Source organism: Burkholderia paludis (assembly GCF_000732615.1).
In the GTDB taxonomy this organism is placed as follows: domain Bacteria; phylum Pseudomonadota; class Gammaproteobacteria; order Burkholderiales; family Burkholderiaceae; genus Burkholderia; species Burkholderia paludis.
Window position 1 is genome coordinate 1 of record NZ_JPGL01000059.1, and the last position, 21160, is coordinate 21160.

18 protein-coding genes are annotated in these 21160 nt (G+C 69.9%); 11 read left to right on the top strand and 7 right to left on the bottom strand.

Annotated features, from left to right (window positions below; all coding sequences use genetic code 11):
- Nucleotides 1-1290, bottom strand: a 1290-nt coding sequence (locus GQ56_RS0129445; RefSeq protein ID WP_043301691.1) for a chloride channel protein, incomplete at its 3' end; no start/stop codon positions are given.
- A gap of 167 nt (nt 1291-1457) precedes the next feature.
- Complete coding sequence (gene codA, locus GQ56_RS0129450; protein ID WP_031402076.1) at nt 1458-2699, bottom strand: cytosine deaminase; 1242 nt, start codon at nt 2697-2699, stop codon at nt 1458-1460.
- A gap of 447 nt (nt 2700-3146) precedes the next feature.
- Here codA and GQ56_RS0129455 point away from each other — a divergent pair, with 447 nt between their 5' ends.
- A complete protein-coding gene (locus GQ56_RS0129455) occupies nt 3147-4289 on the top strand; it encodes a porin (RefSeq protein ID WP_031402077.1) in 1143 nt (380 codons plus the stop codon).
- 212 nt (nt 4290-4501) lie between these two features.
- Complete coding sequence (locus GQ56_RS0129460; RefSeq protein WP_031402078.1) at nt 4502-4804, top strand: DUF4148 domain-containing protein; 303 nt, start codon at nt 4502-4504, stop codon at nt 4802-4804.
- A gap of 130 nt (nt 4805-4934) precedes the next feature.
- On the opposite strand, the gene GQ56_RS0129465 is transcribed toward GQ56_RS0129460, so the two are convergent.
- Nucleotides 4935-5882 (bottom strand): LysR family transcriptional regulator, encoded by a 948-nt coding sequence (locus GQ56_RS0129465; RefSeq protein WP_031402079.1) that lies wholly within the window; start codon nt 5880-5882, stop codon nt 4935-4937.
- Nucleotides 5883-6083: 201 nt separating this feature from the next.
- Between GQ56_RS0129465 and GQ56_RS0129470 the strand changes: the two genes are divergently transcribed.
- Both GQ56_RS0129470 and GQ56_RS0129475 read left to right on the top strand, forming a co-directional pair.
- Nucleotides 6084-8267 carry an FUSC family protein gene (locus GQ56_RS0129470; protein WP_031402080.1) on the top strand — a complete coding sequence of 728 codons (2184 nt, stop codon included), beginning with the start codon at nt 6084-6086 and terminating at the stop codon, nt 8265-8267.
- Nucleotides 8268-8403: 136 nt separating this feature from the next.
- Nucleotides 8404-8616 carry a hypothetical protein gene (locus GQ56_RS0129475; protein ID WP_031402081.1) on the top strand — a complete coding sequence of 71 codons (213 nt, stop codon included), beginning with the start codon at nt 8404-8406 and terminating at the stop codon, nt 8614-8616.
- 129 nt (nt 8617-8745) lie between these two features.
- On the opposite strand, the gene GQ56_RS0129485 is transcribed toward GQ56_RS0129475, so the two are convergent.
- Both GQ56_RS0129485 and GQ56_RS0129490 read right to left on the bottom strand, forming a co-directional pair.
- Complete coding sequence (locus GQ56_RS0129485; RefSeq protein WP_031402082.1) at nt 8746-9855, bottom strand: P1 family peptidase; 1110 nt, start codon at nt 9853-9855, stop codon at nt 8746-8748.
- Between the two features lie 64 nt (nt 9856-9919).
- Nucleotides 9920-11326 carry an APC family permease gene (locus GQ56_RS0129490; RefSeq protein ID WP_031402083.1) on the bottom strand — a complete coding sequence of 469 codons (1407 nt, stop codon included), beginning with the start codon at nt 11324-11326 and terminating at the stop codon, nt 9920-9922.
- A gap of 132 nt (nt 11327-11458) precedes the next feature.
- On the opposite strand from GQ56_RS0129490, the gene GQ56_RS0129495 reads away from it, so the two are divergent.
- The gene (locus GQ56_RS0129495) at nt 11459-12259 is read left to right on the top strand and encodes a helix-turn-helix transcriptional regulator (RefSeq protein WP_031402084.1); all 801 of its coding nucleotides are present in this window, start codon (nt 11459-11461) and stop codon (nt 12257-12259) included.
- A 147-nt stretch (nt 12260-12406) separates the two neighbouring features.
- The gene (locus GQ56_RS0129500) at nt 12407-12790 is read left to right on the top strand and encodes a hypothetical protein (protein ID WP_031402085.1); all 384 of its coding nucleotides are present in this window, start codon (nt 12407-12409) and stop codon (nt 12788-12790) included.
- Nucleotides 12791-12898: 108 nt separating this feature from the next.
- On the opposite strand, the gene GQ56_RS0129505 is transcribed toward GQ56_RS0129500, so the two are convergent.
- Nucleotides 12899-14326: a cytochrome P450 gene (locus GQ56_RS0129505; RefSeq protein WP_034200380.1), complete on the bottom strand. Its 1428-nt coding sequence runs from the start codon at nt 14324-14326 to the stop codon at nt 12899-12901.
- 87 nt (nt 14327-14413) lie between these two features.
- Here GQ56_RS0129505 and GQ56_RS0129510 point away from each other — a divergent pair, with 87 nt between their 5' ends.
- The 5 genes from GQ56_RS0129510 (at nt 14414) to GQ56_RS0129530 (ending at nt 19472) form a co-directional block, all read left to right on the top strand.
- Entirely contained in the window at nt 14414-15349 is a 936-nt protein-coding gene (locus GQ56_RS0129510; protein ID WP_031402087.1) for a helix-turn-helix domain-containing protein, read from the top strand.
- A gap of 407 nt (nt 15350-15756) precedes the next feature.
- On the top strand, nt 15757-16641 hold the full coding sequence (locus tag GQ56_RS0129515; RefSeq protein WP_031402088.1) for a LysR substrate-binding domain-containing protein: 885 nt from the start codon (nt 15757-15759) through the stop codon (nt 16639-16641).
- A 173-nt stretch (nt 16642-16814) separates the two neighbouring features.
- The gene (locus GQ56_RS0129520) at nt 16815-17747 is read left to right on the top strand and encodes an AEC family transporter (RefSeq protein WP_043301692.1); all 933 of its coding nucleotides are present in this window, start codon (nt 16815-16817) and stop codon (nt 17745-17747) included.
- A 126-nt stretch (nt 17748-17873) separates the two neighbouring features.
- Nucleotides 17874-18809 carry a DMT family transporter gene (locus GQ56_RS0129525; RefSeq protein WP_031402090.1) on the top strand — a complete coding sequence of 312 codons (936 nt, stop codon included), beginning with the start codon at nt 17874-17876 and terminating at the stop codon, nt 18807-18809.
- Between the two features lie 288 nt (nt 18810-19097).
- Nucleotides 19098-19472, top strand: coding sequence for a COG4315 family predicted lipoprotein (locus tag GQ56_RS0129530; RefSeq protein ID WP_031402091.1), 375 nt, complete (start codon nt 19098-19100; stop codon nt 19470-19472).
- A gap of 129 nt (nt 19473-19601) precedes the next feature.
- Here GQ56_RS0129530 and GQ56_RS0129535 read toward each other — a convergent pair whose 3' ends face one another.
- The gene (locus tag GQ56_RS0129535; RefSeq protein ID WP_031402092.1) at nt 19602-21119 is read right to left on the bottom strand and encodes a CoA-acylating methylmalonate-semialdehyde dehydrogenase; all 1518 of its coding nucleotides are present in this window, start codon (nt 21117-21119) and stop codon (nt 19602-19604) included.
- Between the last annotated feature and the right edge of the window lie 41 nt (nt 21120-21160).

Below are 21160 nucleotides of genomic sequence, written 5' to 3' on the forward strand. Positions count from 1 at the left end.
CTCCCGCCCCTCGCCCCACCGCTGCGCAACCCGGTACGCGACGAGCGACCCGGCCACCGCGAGCAGCATGGGCACGAGGCTGTCGTGATTCGCGCGCGTGAATTCGAGCAGCAGCACGACCGCCGTGATCGGCATCTGCATCGACGCGGCAAGGAACGCGGTCGCGCCGACGAGCGCGCACCCGCCGATCGACGCGCCCGGCCACACGAGGCTCCACAGCCCGCCGAGCACGATGCCGAGCAGCGCGCCGTTCGCGAGGCCCGGGGTCAGCAGGCCGCCCTCCGCGCCGGCCCGCAGGCTGCCGGCCTCGATCAGCACCTTCAGCACGAGCAGCGCGGCGGCAAGACCGATCGTCAGCGTGCCGTCGAAACCGAGCGACGCCGGGCCCTTGCCGTTGCCGAGCAGTTGCGGGAACCGCATCGCGAGCAGGCCGATCACCGCGAAGTTGACCAGCGCGAGCACCGGCAGCCGCCCGTCCTTCGGTGCATCGGCCCGCGCCCGGGTCGTGAGCCGCACGAACCCGTACGCGGCGAAACCGAACAGCGGCCCGCAGACGATCGACCACGCGACGAGCGGCGCACTCAGCACGAACGGCGGCACCGTGTACTGGTGTTCGTTGCCGAGGCCGATCCACGCGACGGCCGCCGCGATCGCCGACGTCACGACCGCGACGACCAGCGCGCGCCGTTCGAACGTGCCGAGCAGCACTTCGAGCACGAAGATCGCGCCGCCGAGCGGCACGTTGTAGACGGCCGCGAGCCCCGCGCCGGCGCCGCACGCGACCATCAACCGGCAATCGTCCGGCGTGAGCCCCGCGGCATGCGCGAGCCGGCCGGCGAGCAGCGAACCGATCTCGCGCGGCGCGACCTCGCGGCCGAGCGGCGAGCCGAGCGCGACGGTGACGATCTGCAGCAGCGCGTGAACCGTCGTGCTCACGACCGGCATCCGCGGATCGGCCGCGCGTACCGCGCGACGAATGCTGACGAGCGGCCGGCCGTAGCGGTAGAGCGCCCACCAGCCGCCGCCCGCGACGATCCCGCAGACGATCAGCACCGCGAGCCGGCGCAGCGGATCGGCGTCGGTCACACCGGACAGGAAACTCTCGTTGCCGATCACGTGCGCGACGCTGTAGCCGTACGCGACGTGCTGGATCGCATGCAGCAGCAGCGCGAGCAGCATGCCGCCGAGGCCCGCGCCGAGGCCGGTCAGGATCGTGACGGCGGCCATGCGCGAAAACGGGCTGGCGGCGGGCGAAGAGGCTGCGGGGGCGGACGGAAGATCGGGACGCATGGGCTCGGCGGACGGAGATCGATGGGGCGACGCGCAGCACGCACGCCGCCGTCAGGATCGCATCGTAGGCTCGCCGCTCTCATGAGACAAACGTATTTTTCGAATCGACTCATGCATTTTGTGAATACATCACACCGGCCTGCCGTGACGGCCGGCCTCCGGGCCCGTCATTCCGGATAAGCGAGGCGCTCCGGTTCGCGCCGCATGATGACCCGCCCGTTCCGCACCGACAGCGTGGCCTTCGCCTGCCGGCGTACCGCCTCGTAGTCGCTTTCCGCGTCGAGCACGACGAGATTCGCCGGACGCCCGACGGCAATGCCGTAGCGATCGCCGAGATGCATCGTTGTCGCGCTGTGGTCGGTCACGAAGTCGAGGCAGCGCTGCAGGTCCTGGTAGCCCATCATGTGGCAGATATGCAGGCCCGCATCGAGCACGCGCAGGATGTTGCCGTTGCCCAGCGGATACCACGGATCCTTGATCGAATCCTGCCCGAAGCACACGTTGATGCCCGCGCGGTCGAGTTCCGCGACGCGCGTGACGCCGCGCCGCTTCGGAAACGCGTCGAAGCGCCCCTGCAGGTGAATGCTCTCGGTCGGACACGAGACGAAGTTCAGGCCCGCGCGCTTCAGCAGCCGGAACAGCTTCGAGCAGTATGCGTTGTCGTACGAGCCCATCGCGGTCGTGTGGCTCGCCGTCACGCGCGCGCCCATGCCGCGCACGCGCGCCTCCTCCGCCAGCACTTCCAGAAAGCGCGAATGCGGATCGTCGGTCTCGTCGCAATGCACGTCGACGAGGCAGCCGGTGCGTTCCGCGAGATCCATCAGGAAGCGGATCGAGCTGACGCCCTGCTCGCGCGTGTTCTCGAAATGCGGAATCCCGCCCACGACGTCCGCGCCCAGGTCGATCGCCTGCTCCATCAGCGCGCGGCCGCCGTCGAACGACTCGATGCCCTCCTGCGGAAACGCGACGATCTGCAGGTCGATCAGCCCGCGCGCCTCGTCCTTCACCTCCAGCATCGCCTTCAGCGCGGCCAGCGTCGGATCGGTGACGTCCACGTGCGTACGCACGTGCTGGATCCCGTGGTCGCGCAGCATGCCGATCGCCGCATGCGCGCGTGCCTTGGTGTCCTCGCGGGTGATCGTCGCCTTGCGTTCGGCCCAGCGCTCGATGCCCTCGAACAGCGTGCCGCTCATGTTCCAAGCCGGCTCGCCGGCCGTCAGCACGGCATCGAGGTGGATATGCGGTTCGACGAGCGGGGGAATCGCAAGGCGGCCGCCCGCGTCGATATCGTCGTGCCCGGTGGGCGCGGCCGGCGCCGACTGCGCATCGACCCGCGCAATCGCGCCGCCGTCGATGCCGATCGTGAACAGGCCGTCGCGGCCGCGCAGGCGTACGTTGAACAGATTCATGTGGAGACCCCTCGTGGCATGCATGAAGACGGCCGCGCGATTCGTGTCGGCGGCCGTGCGATCCGGTTGACGAGTATGGACGAAAAGCGGCGCTGCGCGCACGCGCATCGCATTGCATCGCCGCCGCCATTCACATGCCCGCGCCCCGGATCCCGGGTGCGAGCGGCCCGTTCTCCACGCGCGCCCCGCGTCGACCGGGCGCCGCGCCGCATCCCGCACCTGTTGCAACGGCGCGACGTCCGGCCCGCGCCGCACGGAGGCCGCCCGCGCGCGATCGCGCGGAAACCGCCAGCGTGACACGCGCGCGGCGTGTCGTGTCGGTTTTGTGAAGGACTCTTGCCGGTTCCGGAAAGGTGCGCTCGCGGCGCCCGGCGGCCTTGTGCGTGCGGCGCATTCCTATACTTGCGCCGAACTTTCGTACCCGCATCCACACGCAGGAGCCTCTACATGAAAAAAACCCTCGTCGCCGGCGCATGCACCGCCGTGCTGTTCGCCCCGCTCGCCCACGCGCAAAGCTCGGTCACGCTGTACGGCCTGATCGACGCCGGCATCGTCTACACCAACAACGTCGGCGGCGCGTCGCTGTGGCGCCTGAACAGCGGCACCGTCAACGGCAGCCGCGTCGGGTTTCGCGGCACCGAGGATCTCGGCGGCGGCCTGAAGGCGCTGTTCGTGCTCGAGAACGGCTTCAACGTGAACAACGGCGGGCTCGGGCAGGACGGCAAGCTGTTCGGCCGCCATGCGTACGTCGGCCTGAGCCAGAACGGCTACGGCACGCTGACGCTCGGCCGCCAGTACGACACGATGGTCGATTTCGTCGCGCCGCTGTCGGCCACGGCCGGCGACTTCGGCGACGCGAGCTTCGCGCATCCGTTCGACAACGACAACCTGAACCACTCGCTGCGCATCAACAACGCGGTCAAGTACACGAGCGAGAACTATGCGGGCTTCAGGATCGGCACGATGTACGCGTTCTCGAACGCGACCAGCTTCGGCGCGAACCGTGCGTACAGCGTTGCGGCGAGCTACGCGAACGGCCCGCTGAAGCTGGCCGGCGCCTACCTGCAGATGAACGGCACGAAGGGCTCGACGAGCGCCAGCGCCGGCGCGACCGACGTCGCCGAAGCGAAAAGCCTGAACCAGGGCGGCTGGTCGGTCGGCGCGGACCGCATGCGTTCGTACGGCGGCGGCGCCAGCTACGTGTTCGGCCCGGCGACCGTCGGCTTCGTCTATACGCGCTCGCAATACGACAACTCGGGCGCGTTCGGCTCGACCGGCCAGGTCGCGTTCAACAACTACGACGTGAACGTGCGCTATGCGGTCACGCCGGCCGTCAGTCTCGGCGCGGCCTACGTGTACACGGACGCCAGCGTATCGAATCCCGACAGCAAGCACGGCACCGACCCGAAGTGGCACCAGGTCGACCTGCAGGCCGTCTACAAGCTGTCGCGCCGCACGGACGTATACGCCGAGGCGATGTACCAGCACGCGTCGGGCCGCGGCTACCAGGCGTTCATCAACGGCTCGGGCGGCGCATCGAGCACGGCGAACCAGATCGTCGGCACGATCGGCATGCGCACGCGCTTCTGACCGGCGCGAGGCAACGTCGCCCGCCGGCAGCGAATCCGCGCCGGGTTCGTGCGCCGCGCGCGACGTGCCCCAATGTTGTGCCATCTGGAAGGCAGCCTGCCTGGAATCGGGGTTTTTACGCATGCGTGCGCTGCGTAGACTGCCTTCGAAGGTCCGGGGCACACGCAGTACGTGCGAACCCCGGCCGCCTACCCCGTACCCAGGAGAACCTCGTGAAATCGCTCGTCGTTACCGCCGCCGCTGCCGTCCTGCTTGTCGCACCGGCCCTGTCGTTCGCCCAACAGGCACAGTCGCCCGTCACGCGCGCGCAAGTGCTGCAGGAACTGGCCGATCTCGAATCGGTCGGCTTCAACCCGGCGCGCGGTGAATCCAACAACTACCCGGACGACATCATGGCGGCGCAGGAGCGACTCCGCGAAAAGCGTCTCGCCGAACAGAAGGCCGCGCACGCCGCATACGGCCCGGCCGGCGCGCCTGCGACGGAATCGGGCGCACCGGTTCGGCCCGCGCTGTAAACGGCATGACGATGCGCGCCGCCCGCGACATCGATGGGCCGCGGGCGCGGCGCGCGTCGTGCCTGCGCGAGCGGCGCGGCCGGCACGAAACGGCCGGCGGCCCGGCAATGCGCCGGCGCGCGTCCGGCGCTCAGGCGGCCTGCGGCTCGCGGTCGATCGTGTTCAGCATCTCGACGTCGCGGGCGATCATCCCCGGCACCTGCGCGCGCAGCATCTCGACCCAGGTCCGCACCTTCGCATCGACGAAGCGGCGCGACGGATACAGCGCATATACGTTCATCTTCTGCAGGATGTGGGTGGGGAGCACGCGCACGAGCGTGCCGTCGCGCAGCGCGTCGATCGCCGAGTACAACGGCAGCATGCCGATCCCGATGCCGTCGCGGATCGCAAGGGCGAGGGATTCGGCCGTGTTGGTCTGCACCGGCCCCGCGACGTGGATCTGCTCGACGCCCTCGGGCCCTTCGAGCACCCATTCGTGCGTCGGGAAGGCCGGCGTGCACAGCGTCAGGCAGGCGTGCGCCGCCAGATCCTGCGGACGGGCCGGCACGCCGTGCCGCTTCACGTAATCGGGCGACGCGCACAGGATGCTGAAGGTCGAGCCGAGCAGGTGCGACACGAGTTCCGAATCGGGCAGCGACGAGGCGGTCACGACGGCCATGTCGCTCGTGCCGTCGAACAGGTCGGGCATGCGCTGCGACAGCGACAGCTCGATCGACACGTCCGGATATTGCGCGTGATAGCGCGTCAGCGCGGGCAATACATAGTGATGACCGACGCTCGCGAAGCTGTGCATGCGCAGCACGCCGGCCGGCCGTTCGTGCGCGCAGCTCGCTTCCTCTTCCGCGCGGTCGACGTCGGCGAGGATCTGGCGGCAGCGCCGCAGGTAGCTTTCGCCGGCCGACGTCAGCGCGAGACGGCGCGTCGAACGATTCATCAGACGGGTGCGCAGGCGTGCCTCGAGTTCCGACACCGCGCGCGACATCGCGCCCGTCGTCGAATTCAGCGATTGCGCGGCGGCGGTGAAACTGCCCGTCTCGACGACGCGCGAAAACACCCGCATGTTTTGTAGGGTATCCATTCCTGTGAGCAACCTGTAGCGGAGCCGCTATTTTCCTCTACTGCATGCGACAGATTGTTACTCCGGCTGCAACTATCGTTTCCCCGCAACTACGTTAATGCCCGGGCCCGGCCCTCCTACAATCGGCGCCTCACCAGTCGAACGGCCCCGTCCGGACGCGCCGCGGCACCCTGCCCGTCGCCGCACGGGCCACCTCCAGTCATGAAGCCACAACCTGTGATCGAGCACCCTTCCGTCGAACCGGCACGATGGAGGACCTGGCTCGATCCGCTCGGCGACGCGGCGCGCGACTGGGCCGCCAGCGACGGCCTGATCTGGCTGCACCTCGCGAAAACCGTACTCGCGGCGCTCCTGGCGATGGGTATCGCGATGCGCCTCGAGATGTCGCAGCCGCGCACGGCGATGACGACCGTGTTCGTGCTGATGCAGCCGCTGTCGGGGATGGTGTTCGCGAAGAGTTTCTACCGCGTGCTCGGCACGGCGGCCGGCCTCGTCGCCGCGCTCGCGCTCGGCGGGCTGTTCGCGCAGCAGCCCGAGCTGTACACGGCCGGCATCACGCTGTGGATCGGCGGCTGCATCGCGCTCGCGGTGCGCAACCGCCACTTCCGCTGGTACGGCTTCGTGCTCGCCGGCTACACGGCGGCGCTGATCGGCCTGCCGGCCGTGATGACGCCGGAGACGCTGTTCCAGTCCGCGCTCACGCGCGCCGCCGAAGTGGCGCTCGGCATCGCGTGCTCGGGCGCGGTCAGCGCGCTGATCCTGCCGCTCAGTTCGGCCAAGGCGCTGATGCGCTCGCTCGGCGCGCGCCACGCGACGTTCGCGGCCTTCACGGCCGGCGCACTCTCGGGCGACGTCGCCCGCGGCGATTTCGAGCGGCGCTTCGCCGACTTCGTCGACGACATCGTGGGTTTCGAGGCCAACCGCGCGTTCGCGTCGTTCGAGGATCCGCACATTCGCGCGCGCAGCCGCCGGCTCGCACGCCTGAACAGCGAATTCATGAACGCGTGCACGCGGCTGCATGCGCTGCATCAGCTCGTCAAGCGGCTGCGCGCGACCGGCGCCGACGCGGTGCTCGAGGCGCTGGCGCCGCACATCGACGCACTCGCGCAACGGTTCGCCGCGCTGCGCGACGAGCGGCAGCGCGGCATCGCGCCGGCCACCGGCGCGCTGCTCGAACTGCGCCGCTTTCACAGCGCGCTGCCGAAGGCCGCGCGCGCGTCGCGACGCCCCCTCGAGGACCATGCGGCCGGCGGCCTGCTCGACTTCGATACCGCGATCGAGCTGCTGTACCGCTTCATCGGCGAATACCTCGGCTACGCGGACACCTACGCGTCGCTCGACCAGGACGATCACGCGTTCGAACGCTCGGTCACGCACTACGCGCTGAAGACGAACACGTTCTTCGTCGGCTTCGCCTTCCTGCGCACGATCGTCGCCGTCGGCGCGATGAGCGCGTTCTGGATCGCGTCGGAGTGGTCGAGCGGCCCGCTCGCCGTGATCGCCACCGCGATGGCCTGCGCGCTCAGCTCGACGTCGCCGCGCGCACCGAAGTTCGTCGCGCAGATGGGCGTCGGCGCGGCGTTCGCGACCGCCGTCGGCTACCTGTTCCTGTGCTACGTGTATCCGAACATCGACGGCTTCCCGCTGCTGTGCGCGGCGCTCGCGCCGGTGCTCGGCATCGGCGCGTTCCTCGCGATGCGGCCGGGCCTGTCCGGCTACGGGATCGGCTTCGCGGTGTTCTTCTGCCTGCTCGCCGGCCCCGACAACACCATCGCGTACACGCCCGAGGTGCTGATCAACAACGGGCTGGCCATCGTCGTTGCGTTGCTCTCCTGCTCGATCGTGTTCGCGGTCGTGTTCCCCACCCACATGCCCTGGCTGACCGGCCGTATCGCGCACGACCTGCGCCGCCAGGTCACACTGGCGTGCGAAGGCGCGCGGGACGGCCTCGCGCAGCGCTTCCAGTCGAGCACGCACGACCTGATGGCGCAACTGCGCACGCTGCTCGTCCGGCGCACGCGGCAGCATCGCGACGCGATGCGCTGGATGCTGTCGACGCTCGAGGTCGGCCACGCGGTGATCGATTTGCGCGACGAGCTGGACGCGTTCTGTGCATCGAAGCCGCCCCAGACGCTGCGCTGGACCGGCTCGATCGACGAGGTGCTGCACGAGCTGCCGCGCTTTTTCGACGATCCGACGCCCGGCCATCACGCGCGCACGCTGAAATCGGTGAATCTCGCGATCCGCGCGGCGCAGCACACGCTGCAGGCGTGGTACGCGGTGCCGGACGCGCGCCGCAGCATGCAGCGGATCGTCGGCTGCCTGCACTTCATGCGCAGCGCGCTGCTGGACAAGGACGCGCCGTTCAACCGCCACCGTCATTGACGATCGATGCGCCCGCAACGGGATCCTTGTTCCGGATGGAAATATGCTCTACAGACCCGGTGATTAATCTTTAAGCAGTGCGAGCCTATAGTTTCCTCACTGCCAGCGAGACTGGCATTCACCAGGAGAAACCGAAATGAAGCCGCTGCACCTCGCCCTCGTTGCCCTGTCGCTCACCGCCGCTGTCGCCCATGCACAGCCGGCGCAGACCGACGCCGCCCAGCAACAGGCGAACCGCGCCGAAGCCGTGCAGGCCGCCGGCCGCGTCGATCATGCGCAATCGAAGCAGGACGACCCGAACGCCTGTGTCGGCCCGGTCAGCTTCTGCAACATCTACTTCGGCAGCTGAGCATGACGCCGCGTCGTCACGGTCAGGCCCGCGTCGCCCGCATTGCATGCGCGGGCGAGCGGCGCGCCGGCCGATCGCCGCATCGCCGCTCCGATCCACGCCGCTTCGATTGAAGCGGCGCATGCCGTTTCAGGCGCCGCGCCCCGGCCGCCAGCCCACTTCGCGCAACGCATCCAGCAAGCGCGCCTGCCCCAGCCCTTCGACCCGCACGCCGCGCGACTCGACGTCGCCGCCCGCGACGAGCGCATTCACGATCGCTTCCTCCACCGCTTCCGCCGCCGCGACGAACAGCGCGGAAATATGGTCGTTGTTGACCATCTTTACGGCCGTGACCGGTGCGCCCCGGGTGCCGTAGTTCGCCGCCGGCACGCCGTCGTTGCCCGTTGCGAACGCCAGAAAGATGTCGCCGCTCGAATCCTCCGTGCCGCCGCCGACGCGCGCGAGCCCGACGCTCGCACGCTGCGCGAGGCGCGTGCACTGATGCGGCAGCAGCGGCGCATCGGTCGCGATCGTCACGACGATCGAGCCCATGCCGGCCTCGCCTTGCGGTTGCGCGGCGCGGAACGGCGACGGTACGTGCCGCAGCACTTCGCCGACCGGGTAGCCGGCCACCCGCAGCATCTCGCGCACGCCGTAGTTGGCCTGCACCAGCGCGCCGACGGTCCAGCCGCCCGCCTCGGCCGCGAGCACGCGCGACGCGGTGCCGATGCCGCCCTTGAACTCGTGGCAGATCATGCCCGTGCCGCCGCCCACGCCGCCTTCCTCGACCGGCCCCGACTGCGCGGCGGCCAGCGCGCGCTGCACGTGCGCGGCGCTCACGTGCTGCCCCCAGATGTCGTTCAGCAGCCCGTCGTAGGTTTCCATCACGACCGGCATGCACCAGTACACGCGGCCGGCCGCCGCATCGCGCTCGTTCGCGACGAGCGCATCGCGCACCGCGCCGACGCTGTGCGTGTTCGTATAGGCGATCGGCGTCGTCAGCAGGCCGGCCTCGCGGATCCATTCGAGCCCCGTCGCGTCGCCGTTGCCGTTCAGCACGTGCACGCCCGCGAAACAGGGCGAATCGTGCGCCGCGCCCGCGCGCGGCTCGATGACGGTAACGCCGGTGCGGACCGATGCGTCGCCGTTCGCGACGTTCAGCGTGCAATGCCCGACCCGCACGCCCGGTACGTCCGTGATCGCGTTGAAGCGGCCCGGCGTGCCGAGTCCGATGCGGATGCCGAGATCCCTCGTGCGCATGATGCAATTCCTCCAGTGTTTCAATGGTTCGGTGTTTCGGTGCTGCATGGTGACGATCCGGCGCTCAGAGCGTGCGGAATGCTTCGCTGTGGCGCGCCCAGACCGCATACATCACGAGCGCGGCAACCAGCAGCCCCGCGATGATGATCAGGTCGGTCGGCTTGGTTGCCGTCGCCAGCGTCGTATAGAGCGTATACCCGGCGCCCGCGACCGCGACGAGCGGCGTCACGGGCCACAGCGGCATCCGGTAGTGATGCTCGACGTCGCGGCGCACGAGCCGGCTCGCGAGCGCGGCGAGCCCGACGACCAGGTAGATCAGCAGCAGCAGGTCGACGGTGAACGCGGTCAGCTCGTCGAGGCTCGACACGAACACGAGCCCCGCCGACGGCACCGCGAGCGCGAGCGTCGCCAGCCACGGCGATTCGAAGCGCGGATGGATCGTCGAGAATACGCGGTTGCAGGTGCGCGACCAGAGCGCGTGCCGGCCGCTGCTGTACAGCAGGCGGCCCATCGCGATCACGATCGCGATGATCGCATTGAACACCGACAGGAAGATCCCGCCGCTGACCACGCGCGACACGGCCGGGTTGCTCAGCGAGCGCACGACATAGCCGATCGGGTCGGCGCTCTTCGTCAGCTCCGTCAGCGACGGAGCGCCGAGCACGATCGCGGTGAGCGGAACCAGTTCGACGACGAGGATCACGAGCAGCGAATAGATCACCGCCTTCGCGACGTTGCGGTTGCCACCGCGCAGGTCTTCCGCGAGATAGGCGGCCGAGCCGAAGCCGTTGTAGCAGAAGATCGCCGTGCCGATCGCGGGCACGATCGCCGCGAGCGTTGCGGGCACCAGCGCGTTGCCGCTCGCGACGACCGGCGCGATCAGCGCGTCGGCGCCGCGATGCGGCGTACCGAAGCCCAGGCCCGCGATCAGCATCAGCACGCCGATCTCGACCACGAGAAACGCGCCGGTGATCCACGCATTCGTCTTGATGTTCAGCATGCCGAGCAGGTAGCTGAGCAGCACGATCGTCAACGCGACCGACTGGTTGCCGAAGTGCGTGCCGAGCGCGCTGTTCAGGTACGGCGCGGCGCCGCTCGCGAGTACGGCCGGGATGAACACGCTGACGGACAGCACCGTGACGAAGGTCAGGTAGCCGGGCAGCGTGCCGAACACGCGCTTGGCCATCACGTATTCGCCGCCCGCGCTGCGGTGCGCGGCGCTGAGCTCCGCGTAGCACAGCGCGAATGCAAGCGCGAGCACGCCGCCGAGCAGGAACGACAGCACCGCGCCGCTGCCGGCCTGCTGGATCGCGAACGGCGCGATCACGAAGATCGAGCTCGCGGGCGTCACGCCCGATACGGTGATCATCACCGCATCGCGCACGCTGAGCGTCTGCGACAGCGCGCGCGGCGCGTCTTGCGTTTCGGGCGCCGCTTGCAGCGTGCCCGTCGATTCCGACATCATCGCCATTTCGTTCTCCTGTGCTCCTATCCGGGTTTTTTTTGAACGCCCATACTCGGGCCCGATTGATTGCGTGGCAGTCTAGGAAGCCAATTTCAGGACCGCTATTCCCCCTTCGTGTTACGCCCTTCCGGTGGTGGTATGGATCGTCTCTTTTCCGAAATCGCGATGCACCAGGCGCTCGGCCGCGCAATCGATCATCTCGGCCAGCCGCGCTTCTGGCGGTTCCTGGTGCTGCTGCTCAATGAAATGGCGCCGTTCGACAACGCGCTCGCGACCGCGATCGGGCGCGACGGCGTGCCGCTCGTGCTCGACGAATACGATACGGGCGGCACCGACGCCGCCTCGCCGGTGCCGCTTTACCTGAACGGGTTATATCTGCTCGACCCGTTCCTGCAGGCCGCGCACGACGGGCTCGCCGACGGCTGCTATCGGCTCGAGGAAGTCGCGCCCGACCTGTTCCGGCAGAGCGAATATTTCCTGAGCTACTTCCGCGACGCGGTGGGCGACGACGAGATCCAGATCCTCGTGCGGCCGAACGCCGACACGCTGTTGTCGCTGTCGCTCGGCGCGGGCACGCGCTTCGAGGTCGAGCCGCTCGGCAAGCTGACGGCCGCGATGCCGTGGGTGCTCGCGGCGATCCGGCAGCACTGGCGGCTGGTGGGCGACGCCGCGCGCGCGACGCCCGATGCGGATCTCGGCGCGCGCGTCGAGCAGGCGCTCGCCCGCTTCGGCGCGGGTGTGCTGACCGATCGCGAGATGTCGATCGCGAGAATGGTGCTGCGCGGCAACTCGTCGAAGGCGATCGCCGAGCGGCTCGCGATTTCACCGGAAACGGTGAAAGTGCACCGGCGGCATCTGTATGCCAAGCTCGGGATTGCGTCGCAGCCCGAGCTGTTTTCGCGGTTCATCCAGGCGCTGGGGGAAAATCCGGCCGGATGAGCGCGCCCCGCCCAGGCCCCGGCGCGGATGGCAACGGGCGCGGAATCGGGCACTATCCGGGTAGCGCCGCGCCCCGCACTCGTCCGTTGACGCAGGCGCGGATGCGCGGTCGACTACAACGCTGCCCGGAAACAGGAATCCCGATCCATGTCGCTCATTCCGCTCGTCGGACTTGGCTGGTTGCTGCTGTGCGCGCTCAGCGCCGCGTCGATCGTGCTCGTGCCGCCCGTGGTGCTGGTCGCCTGCCTGATGGGCAAGAACGTCTGGACGATGCTGACCCGCGGCCGGCTGCAGTTCGCGTTCCTGGCCTACCTGGGATCGGCGCCGGTGCCGGCGGTCTTCACGTTCCTGCTGGAAGCCGGCGCCGCGGCCGGCAATGCGGGCGGCGTGGCGCCCGACAGCCTGCATCAATGGAACGAACGGTGTTTTTTCGTGTTCGCGGGCGCGGCCGCGGTGTGCGGCCTGCTGTTGCTGCTTCGGCCGAAAGACGGGAAAGCGGCGGACGCCGAACCGTCGCGGTCCGTGCGGTAGCCGGCAGCCGCTTGCCCGCCATGCCGCCCTCCCCGCTGCCGGCGGGCCCGCGTCGCGCGCCGGCAAGGCCGACCGCCCGACCGGCCGGCAGCACGACCGCCGCCGCGCTCAGGGTCTCGACGCGCCGGCCGGCTCGATCTCGAGGTGCAACGGCCGATCCGGCCGCAGCGTGACGTTCAGGACGGGCTTCGGCGCCACCGCCCCGGCCGGCACCGACAGCACGTAGCGCTGCAGCACCATGGCGGCCACGACCGTCATCTCCGTCATCGCCAGATGCTGCCCGAGGCAGACGCGCGGCCCCGTGCCGAACGGCATGTATGCGCCGCGCGGCAACGCCGGCGCATCGTCGGCGAAGCGCTCGGGCCGGAACGCATGCGGCTGCGGAAACCATCGCTCGTCGAGATGCATGAGCTGCACCGGCAGCATGAACAGCGTCCGCGCGGGAAACTGCCACGCGCCCAGCGCGATCGGCCGCGTGGCGCGCCGGCTGATCAGGATCGGCGCGGCCGGGTACAGCCGCATGGTTTCCTCGATCGTCTGCGTCAGGTAGCGCAGCGCCGGACGCGTGTCGGTGGTCGGTGCGTGCCCGCCCAGCACGCGCACGACCTCGTCGCGCGCGGCGGCCTGTGCGGCCGGATTCGCGGCCATGCACCACGCCCACCAGGTGAGCGTGGCCGCGGCCGTTTCGTGCCCGGCCAGGAACGCCGTCATGCATTCGTCGTGCACGGCCTGCAGCGGCCACGCGCGCGAATCGGCGCGATGCAGCCGCAGCAGGCGCGACAGCAGGTCGTCGGGCCAGCCGCGCTCGGGTTGATCGAGACGCGCATGCAACTGCCGGTCGATCAGCCCGTTCAGCATCGCCATCGCGCGCACCTTGCCGCGCTTCCACGGCATCCAGTCGGGCATGCTTGCGGGCTGGTAGAACGCGGCGTTGGCGGCGGCGCTCACCACGCGCACGGCATCCTCCGCCGCGCGCGCATCGTCGCCGATCGCATCGGAGAATATCGTGCGCATGATCACGTCCATCGCCAGCGACGTCAGCGCGCTTTCGACCGGCCAGTCCCGATCGCGCGCGGGCCACTGCCCGAGCCCGCGACCGGCCGCCCCCGCGATCGACGGCACGAACGCCTGCACCGGTTTCGGCATGAAGCTCGGCTGCAGCGCATGCCGCTTGTCGCGCCACGCGTCGCCCTCGGCAACCAGCACGCTATGGCCGTGCACCTGCTCGAACACCCGGACGCCGCGCTCCCAGCGTCCGAGTGCATCGTGATGCGTGACCAGCAGCTCGCGGGCCAGCGCGGGATCGGTCACGACCGCCGCGTGCTCGGGCCACATGCGCAAGTGCACGACGTCGCCGTACGTGCGCTGCCAGCCGGCGAGCGTACCGAGCAGGTCGCGCGACATCGCGCGCAACAGCCCCCAACCCGTCAGGCCGGCAGGCGGCCCCGGCGGCCACACGCCGGGCGGGTGAAGCACGGGCGCCGAAGCCGCGGCGTCCGCATGGAATGGACATTGGGAAGTGGATCGCGTGTTCATGGGCAGGATTGTCCGTGCCGGCCCGCGGGCCGTCTTGAACGCAAACGACATCGACAGGCCTGCGGACCGTCCCTATACTCCGGCGTCATGTGCTCCGGCCCGCCTCCCATTCCGTCGTCGTGCCCCCATCCGCTTGCGCGCGCGCCGCGCGCGGTCGTCGGCGGCCGGTCGCCGCGTACGCGGCTGCACGCCGCGCCGGCCGCGCTGCAGGGCGCGGTCGTCGCGATCGCGTTGTCCGACACGCGCGGTTTCGTGCTGAGCGACGCCCAGCGACTCTCGCATTTTCCGGCTACGCCGCTCGTGTCCCTGTCGTGGTTTCGGGGTCTCGACGCCGGCTTGATCGAAGACACCGCCGACGGCCCGCGATGGCGCCCCTTCGGCGCGGCGGCAACGCTGGCGGGCAGTCACTCGGCGCCCTCCGTCGCCTGGACGCCGACCAGCGGGCAGATCGGCATCATCTGTTTCACCGCCGATGCGGCGCGCGTGCTGTTCGGCATCGCGCTGGCCGACCTCCACGACCGCGTCCAGGACGCGTACGCCTGCCTCGGCGACGACTGGCGGCCGCTGCTCGATGCGCTGCTCGCCGCGGATCGCGACACCGACGCGCTGGCGGCGATCGAGCGTCATCTCGCGCCGCGCTGGCGGGCGCTGCGGCCGCCGACGCCGCTGTCGTCGCTCCGCAACGCGGGGCGCGGTTGGGTCGAACGCCTCGCGCTGCAGGCCCGCGAATGGCGGCACACGTACAGCCCGCGGCAGGTCGAGCGGCGGATCAAGACCTACAGCGGCCGATCGCTGCGCGAATGGCAAACGCTGGTCAGAACGGAAAGCGCGTTCTTTGCGGCGCGCGACCGGTTCGAAGCCGGCAACGCGGTCAACTGGGCCTCGCTCGCGCTGGACGAAGGGTTTGCCGATCAGGCGCACCTGAGCCGCGAGGTCAAGCGCATCACCGGATTCTCGCCGAGCGAATTCACGCAACGTTTCATCGAGGACGAATCGTTCTGGATGTATCGACTGTGGGTGTGACGAACCACGCACGCCTCTGAGCGCCCCGCCGCTTCGCGTATGCCGCCGATGCGGCGATGGCTGCGTCATGGTGGCGAAGTCCCGTGTCACGGCGCAACCGGGCCCCGGATACCCCCTCGCTGAATGCCGAGCGCGACAGCCGATCGGGCGTCGTCCCGATGCGGAAACATGTTCGAAGCGACCGACCGGCGCCGGCTTCGCGACCGGATCGCTCCCGGCATCGCCCGGCGAATGGTCGCGCGGCCGGCGGCGCTTGCCCGCCGGCCGGTTGCCCGATTCGAGGCGCGCGGGCATGATGTCGCGAACCCCGACGGCGGCCGTGCGGACCGTTTCCCGAATCGCACCGGCCCCCGTGCCGGCCGGGAGACGCTTCGCGTACGGCCGCCGTTGCCTACTTCCGTCCGCTCATGTCACTACGCGCATTCAGAACGCTGGTCGCGATCGCCCGATACCGGACCTTCGCGCGCGCCGGCGAAGCCGTCGGCCTCACCCAATCGGCGGTGAGCCTGCAGATCAAGACGCTGGAAAGCGAATACAACGTGCAGTTGTTCGACCGCTCGCGCCGGCAGCCGGTGCTCACCGAGGCCGGCAACATCCTGCTCGCGCAGGCCGAGCAGGTGCTCGCGATGGTCGACCGGATTCCCGATGCGCTCAGCGACGAGAAGCGGCTCGTCGGCCGCCTGCGGATCGGCGCGATCCAGACCGCGCTGTCCGGCCCGCTCCCCGACGCGCTGCTCGCGCTGCGCACCGCGCATCCGGGGCTGCGCGTGCACGTGTCGGCCGGCATGTCGGCCGAACTGGCGAACCGCGTCGCGGCCGGCGAACTCGATGCGGCGATCACGACACGCCCGGTGCGCCCGCATCCGGCGGAACTGACGTGGACCACGCTGTACGAGGATCGCTTCTGGCTGCTTGCTCCGCCCGACCACGCGGAACGCGACGCGGTCGCACTGCTCGACGCGCTGCCGTTCATCCGCTTCGATGCGCAGGCGTGGGCCGGCCGCATGATCGCCGCCGAACTGCGCCGCATCGGCGTGCGCGTGCGCGAGGAAATGGTGCTGGACAGCGCGGAGACGATCGCGCGCATGGTGGCGCGAGGGCTCGGCGCGGCGATCGTCGCGCTCCCCGACGCGACGCTCGCGCGCCTGCCGCCCGTCACGCGCTTGCCGTTCGGCCAGCCGCAGATGGGGCGCGCGGTGGTGCTGCTCGAACACCAGTCGCGTCCGGCCGAACGTTTCGCACGCGCGCTGGCCGCCGAAATCACCGCGTCATCGATAAGAATTTCTCATTGAACACCCGATAATTAACAATTATTCCTGCTGCTTGCGCGTGTTAACTTGGTGCCATCGTCACTCTTTCGATTGCGTGCCGCCATGTTGCCCGCCGGATGGATTCCCGCCTCGTTCCGCTGCATTGCCTGCCGGCCCCGCCGTGCCTCTCGCGCAGCCCGCCTGAAGGCGCGCCGATGATCGGCCCGGTCCTGCTCGCGCTGGCGCCGGTCGCGCTGCTGGTTGCATTCGGCCACGGCCTGCGGCGCACGGGCTTCATCGCCGGCGCGTTCTGGCCGCAGGCCGAGCGGCTGTGCTACTACGTGCTGCTGCCCGCGCTGTTCGCGGACGGCCTCGCGAATGCACGGCTGCAGGCGCTGCCCGTTTTACCGCTCGCGGCGGCGCTGGTCGGTTCGACCGCGCTCGCCGCGGCGCTTCTCCTGCTGGTCCGCCCGTTCGTGCGGGTCGACGGCGCCGGCTTCACGTCGGTGTTCCAGGGCGCCGTGCGCTTCAACAACTATGTCGGCACCGCGCTGGCGGCCGGGCTGTTCGGGGCGCAAGGCGTCGCGCTCGCGGCCGTGTGCGTCGCGGCGATCGTTCCGACCGTCAACCTGATGTGCGTGCTGGTGTTCGCACGCTACGGCGACACGCGGCTCGGCGCGGGCGCGCTCGCACGCCAGATCCTGTCGAATCCGCTCGTCGTCGCGTGCTCGCTCGGAATCGCGATGCAGGTCGGCGGCGTCGCCTTCCCGGCGGCCGTCGCGCCGGCCGTGCGCGCGCTCGGGCTCGCGTCGATGCCGCTCGGCCTGCTGTGCGTGGGCGCGGCGCTGCAATTCGATGCGGCGCGTGCGTGGCTGCAGCCGGTCTGCGTCGCGTCGGCGTTCAAGTTCATGGCCATGCCGCTCATCACGCTCGCGGCCGGCCGCCTGCTCGGGCTCGGCGACGCGGCGCTGACGGTCGCGCTGTTGTTCCAGGCGCTGCCGACGTCGTCGGCGTCGTACATCATGGCGCGCCAGCTCGGCGGCGACGCGCCGCTGATGGCCGGCATCACCGCGTTCCAGACGATAGCCGCGGCGCTCGCGATGCCGGTCGTGCTCACCGCGCTCGCGGCGGCGCCCGCGTTTCGCTGACGGCGCCGCGCCCGCTTCCTCTCCCCTGAATCAGCCTGCGGGCCGGCCATTGCGCGGGTCCCGTACCGTCAGCCGTGCGCGGTCGCGCACGCGTTGCCGCAGGCGCCTTACGAGACACCCCGTTACATGAACGCTCCCGCTTCCTCCGCCGGCATCGTCGCCGCCCGCCCGCACGCGGCCATCTACGTGAAACTCACGCTCGTCGCGCTGTTCTGGGGCGGCACCTTCATCGCGGGCCGGATCCTCGCCGCGACGATGGCCGCGACCTCCGCGGCCACCGGCCGCTTCGCGATCGCCGCGCTGCTGCTGGTCACGCTGACGTGGAAGATCGAAGGCGGCCTGCCGAAGCTGAACGGGCGCCAGATCGTCGCGACGTTCGGCCTCGGCGCGACCGGCATCTTCCTGTACAACGTGTGCTTTTTCGCGGCGCTGGCGCGGATGCCGGCCGGCCGCACCGCGCTGTTCGTCGCGCTGAATCCGGTCGCCACCGCCGTGCTGCTGTCGCTCCTCGTGCGCGGCGAACGGCTGTCGGCGGCGCGTTGGGGCGGCATCGGCGTCGCCCTGTTCGGCGCGCTGGTCGTGATCAGCCGCGGCGAGCTGCTGCGGGTGCTCACCGATCTCGGCAACACGTTCGGCGCCGGCGAGCGCTACATGCTGTGCGCGGTCCTGAGCTGGGCCGCCTATACGGTGATCGGCCGGCGCGCGCTCGACGGGCTGTCGCCGCTGACGGCCACGACCTACGCGACGCTGTGGGGCCTCGCGCTGCTGCTCGTCGCGAACCTGTTCGACACGCACGCGAGCAGCGCAGCGCCGCTGACGTGGCAGGCCGTCGCGTCGATGATCTACCTCGGCGCGATCGGCACCGTCGTGGCGTTCGTCTGGTATTCGCAGGGGATCCGCGAACTCGGGCCGGCCCGCGCGGCCGTATTCACCAACCTGGTACCGGTGTTCGGCGTGCTGCTGTCGGTCGTGTTGCTCGGCGAGCCGCTGTCGCCGTCGATGCTGGCCGGCGGCGCACTCGTGATCGCGGGCGTCGCGCTGACCAACCGCGCGCGGCGCTGACGCATCGGCACGCGCGCTGCGCCCGGGGACGGATACCGGTTCCCGCATCGCGGCAGCGCCCGCCGCGCGATTGCACGACGGCGGCGCCCGGCCGATGCGCCCCCGATCTTCTCGCAGCACGGCCAAAAACCGCCTATCGTGAATGAAGCGCTCCGTCTGCCGTCATTCGACCCTGCGTCGCTCGCACCGGCGGCAGCGGCATCGCGTTCCGGCCCCCTTCACCGCGATCCCCGCGCACGCTCGCCCGTGCCCGGTCGCGGCCGCCCACCGGATCATCAGGAGGCACTCATGAAAGCCGCGCTGCTCGTCAGCTCTGCCCTGCTCGTCGTCGCATCCGCGTCGGCGTCGGCCCAGGACTCGATCACGAAAGTCGAAAACGGTTCGCTCGTCGCCGCGAACGGGATGACCGTCTATACGTTCGACAAGGACAAGGCCAACGCCGGCACCAGCGCGTGCACCGGCCCGTGCGAAACCTTCTGGCCGCCCTACAAGGCCAGCGCGACCGACGTTCCGGTCGGGCCCTACACGATCGTCAAGCGCGACGACGGCAGCCCGCAGTGGGCGTACAAGGGCATGCCGCTGTACTTCTTCTCGAAGGACATGAAACAGGGCGACCGCAACGGCGACAACTTCAAGGACATGTGGCACGTCGTCATGCCGTAAGTAGCCGGCCGCCGTTTGCCGCGCATTGCGCGCGGACATGAAAAAACCCGCCCGGATCGCCGATCGGGGCGGGCTTGCGCGGCGTTGCGCCGGCCGCGCCGCAGGGTTCGGGCAGGCGGCCGGGACGCGTCAGCGGCTCGACGGGAAGCTGAACACCGTCCCCTCGCGCACGCCGGCCGACGGCCAGCGCTGCGTGATCGTCTTGCGCTTCGTGTAGAAGCGCACGGCGTCCGGACCGTACGCATGCAGGTCGCCGAACAGCGAACGCTTCCACCCGCCGAACGAGTGGTAGGCAACCGGCACCGGCAGCGGCACGTTGATCCCGACCATGCCGATCTGGATGTTGTCGCTGAACCAGCGCGCGGCCTCGCCGTCGCGCGTGAACAGGCACGTGCCGTTGCCGTATTCGTGCGCGTCGATCAGCGCCATCGCCTCGTCGAGCGACTTCAGCCGGATCACGCCGAGCACGGGCCCGAAGATCTCGTGCTGGTAGATCGGCATGCCGGGTTTCACGTTGTCGAACAGGCACGGGCCGAGGTAGTAGCCGCCGTCGTGGCCGTCGACCTTCACGCCGCGGCCGTCGACGACGAGCGTTGCGCCCGCCGCCACACCCGCCTCGACGAAGCCCGTCACCTTCTCGAAATGCTGCTGCGTGACGAGCGGGCCCATGTCGACGCCCGCGCCGTTGCCCGGGCCGACCTTCATCTTCTCGATCTCGGCCTTCAGCCCCGCGACGACCCGGTCGCCGGTCTCGTCGCCGATCGCGACGACCAGCGGAATCGCCATGCAGCGCTCGCCGCACGAGCCGTACGCGGCGCCCATCAGCGCGTTCACCGCGTTGCCGATGTCGGCGTCCGGCATCACGACCGCGAAGTTCTTCGCGCCGCCGAGCGCCTGCACGCGCTTGCCGTGCGCGCAGCCGGTCGAGTAGATGTATTCCGCGATCGGCGTCGAGCCGACGAAACTCACGGCCTTGACGCGCGGGTCGGTCAGGAGCGTGTCGACCGCTTCCTTGTCGCCGTTCACGACGTTCAGCACCCCCGGCGGCAGTCCGGCTTCGAGCGCGAGTTCGGCCATGCGCAGCGTCGACGACGGCGTGCGCTCCGACGGCTTCAGCACGAACGTGTTGCCGCACGCGACCGCCATCGGCCACATCCACAGCGGCACCATCACCGGGAAGTTGAACGGCGTGATGCCGGCCGCGACGCCGAGCGCCTGGAACTCGCTCCACGAATCGATCGCGGGGCCGACGTTCTTGCTGTGCTCGCCCTTCAGCAGCTCGGGCACGTAGGTCGCGTATTCGACGTTCTCGATCCCGCGCTGCAGTTCGCCCATCGCATCGGCGAGCACCTTGCCGTGCTCGGCCGTGATCAGCGCGCACAGCTCGTCGGCGTGCTCCTCGAGCAGCGTCTTGAAGCGGCTCATCACGCGTGCGCGCTTCAGCGGCGGCGTGTTGCGCCACGCCGGGAACGCGGCCTGCGCGGACGCGATCGCGGCTTCGACGGTCGGCTTGTCGGCGAGCGCGACGCTCTTGTTCGATTCGCCGGTGGCCGGGTCGAACACCGGCTGCACGCGGCTGCCGCCGTCGACGCGCTTGCCGTCGATCAGGTGGCCGACGGTGGAGGTCACATTGCTGTCGTGTTTCATCGTTGAGGCTCTTTCGTGAATTCGGTGGTCGCGTGAGGACG

Coding starts and splice junctions, on each gene's coding strand:
- codA (WP_031402076.1), bottom strand. CDS start 2,699: ATGAATCTGTTCAACGTACGCCTGCGCGGCCGCGACGGCCTGTTCACG.
- GQ56_RS0129455 (WP_031402077.1), top strand. CDS start 3,147: ATGAAAAAAACCCTCGTCGCCGGCGCATGCACCGCCGTGCTGTTCGCC.
- GQ56_RS0129465 (WP_031402079.1), bottom strand. CDS start 5,882: ATGGATACCCTACAAAACATGCGGGTGTTTTCGCGCGTCGTCGAGACG.
- GQ56_RS0129470 (WP_031402080.1), top strand. CDS start 6,084: ATGAAGCCACAACCTGTGATCGAGCACCCTTCCGTCGAACCGGCACGA.
- GQ56_RS0129475 (WP_031402081.1), top strand. CDS start 8,404: ATGAAGCCGCTGCACCTCGCCCTCGTTGCCCTGTCGCTCACCGCCGCT.
- GQ56_RS0129485 (WP_031402082.1), bottom strand. CDS start 9,855: ATGCGCACGAGGGATCTCGGCATCCGCATCGGACTCGGCACGCCGGGC.
- GQ56_RS0129490 (WP_031402083.1), bottom strand. CDS start 11,326: ATGGCGATGATGTCGGAATCGACGGGCACGCTGCAAGCGGCGCCCGAA.
- GQ56_RS0129495 (WP_031402084.1), top strand. CDS start 11,459: ATGGATCGTCTCTTTTCCGAAATCGCGATGCACCAGGCGCTCGGCCGC.
- GQ56_RS0129500 (WP_031402085.1), top strand. CDS start 12,407: ATGTCGCTCATTCCGCTCGTCGGACTTGGCTGGTTGCTGCTGTGCGCG.
- GQ56_RS0129505 (WP_034200380.1), bottom strand. CDS start 14,326: ATGAACACGCGATCCACTTCCCAATGTCCATTCCATGCGGACGCCGCG.
- GQ56_RS0129510 (WP_031402087.1), top strand. CDS start 14,414: ATGTGCTCCGGCCCGCCTCCCATTCCGTCGTCGTGCCCCCATCCGCTT.
- GQ56_RS0129515 (WP_031402088.1), top strand. CDS start 15,757: ATGTCACTACGCGCATTCAGAACGCTGGTCGCGATCGCCCGATACCGG.
- GQ56_RS0129520 (WP_043301692.1), top strand. CDS start 16,815: ATGATCGGCCCGGTCCTGCTCGCGCTGGCGCCGGTCGCGCTGCTGGTT.
- GQ56_RS0129525 (WP_031402090.1), top strand. CDS start 17,874: ATGAACGCTCCCGCTTCCTCCGCCGGCATCGTCGCCGCCCGCCCGCAC.
- GQ56_RS0129530 (WP_031402091.1), top strand. CDS start 19,098: ATGAAAGCCGCGCTGCTCGTCAGCTCTGCCCTGCTCGTCGTCGCATCC.
- GQ56_RS0129535 (WP_031402092.1), bottom strand. CDS start 21,119: ATGAAACACGACAGCAATGTGACCTCCACCGTCGGCCACCTGATCGAC.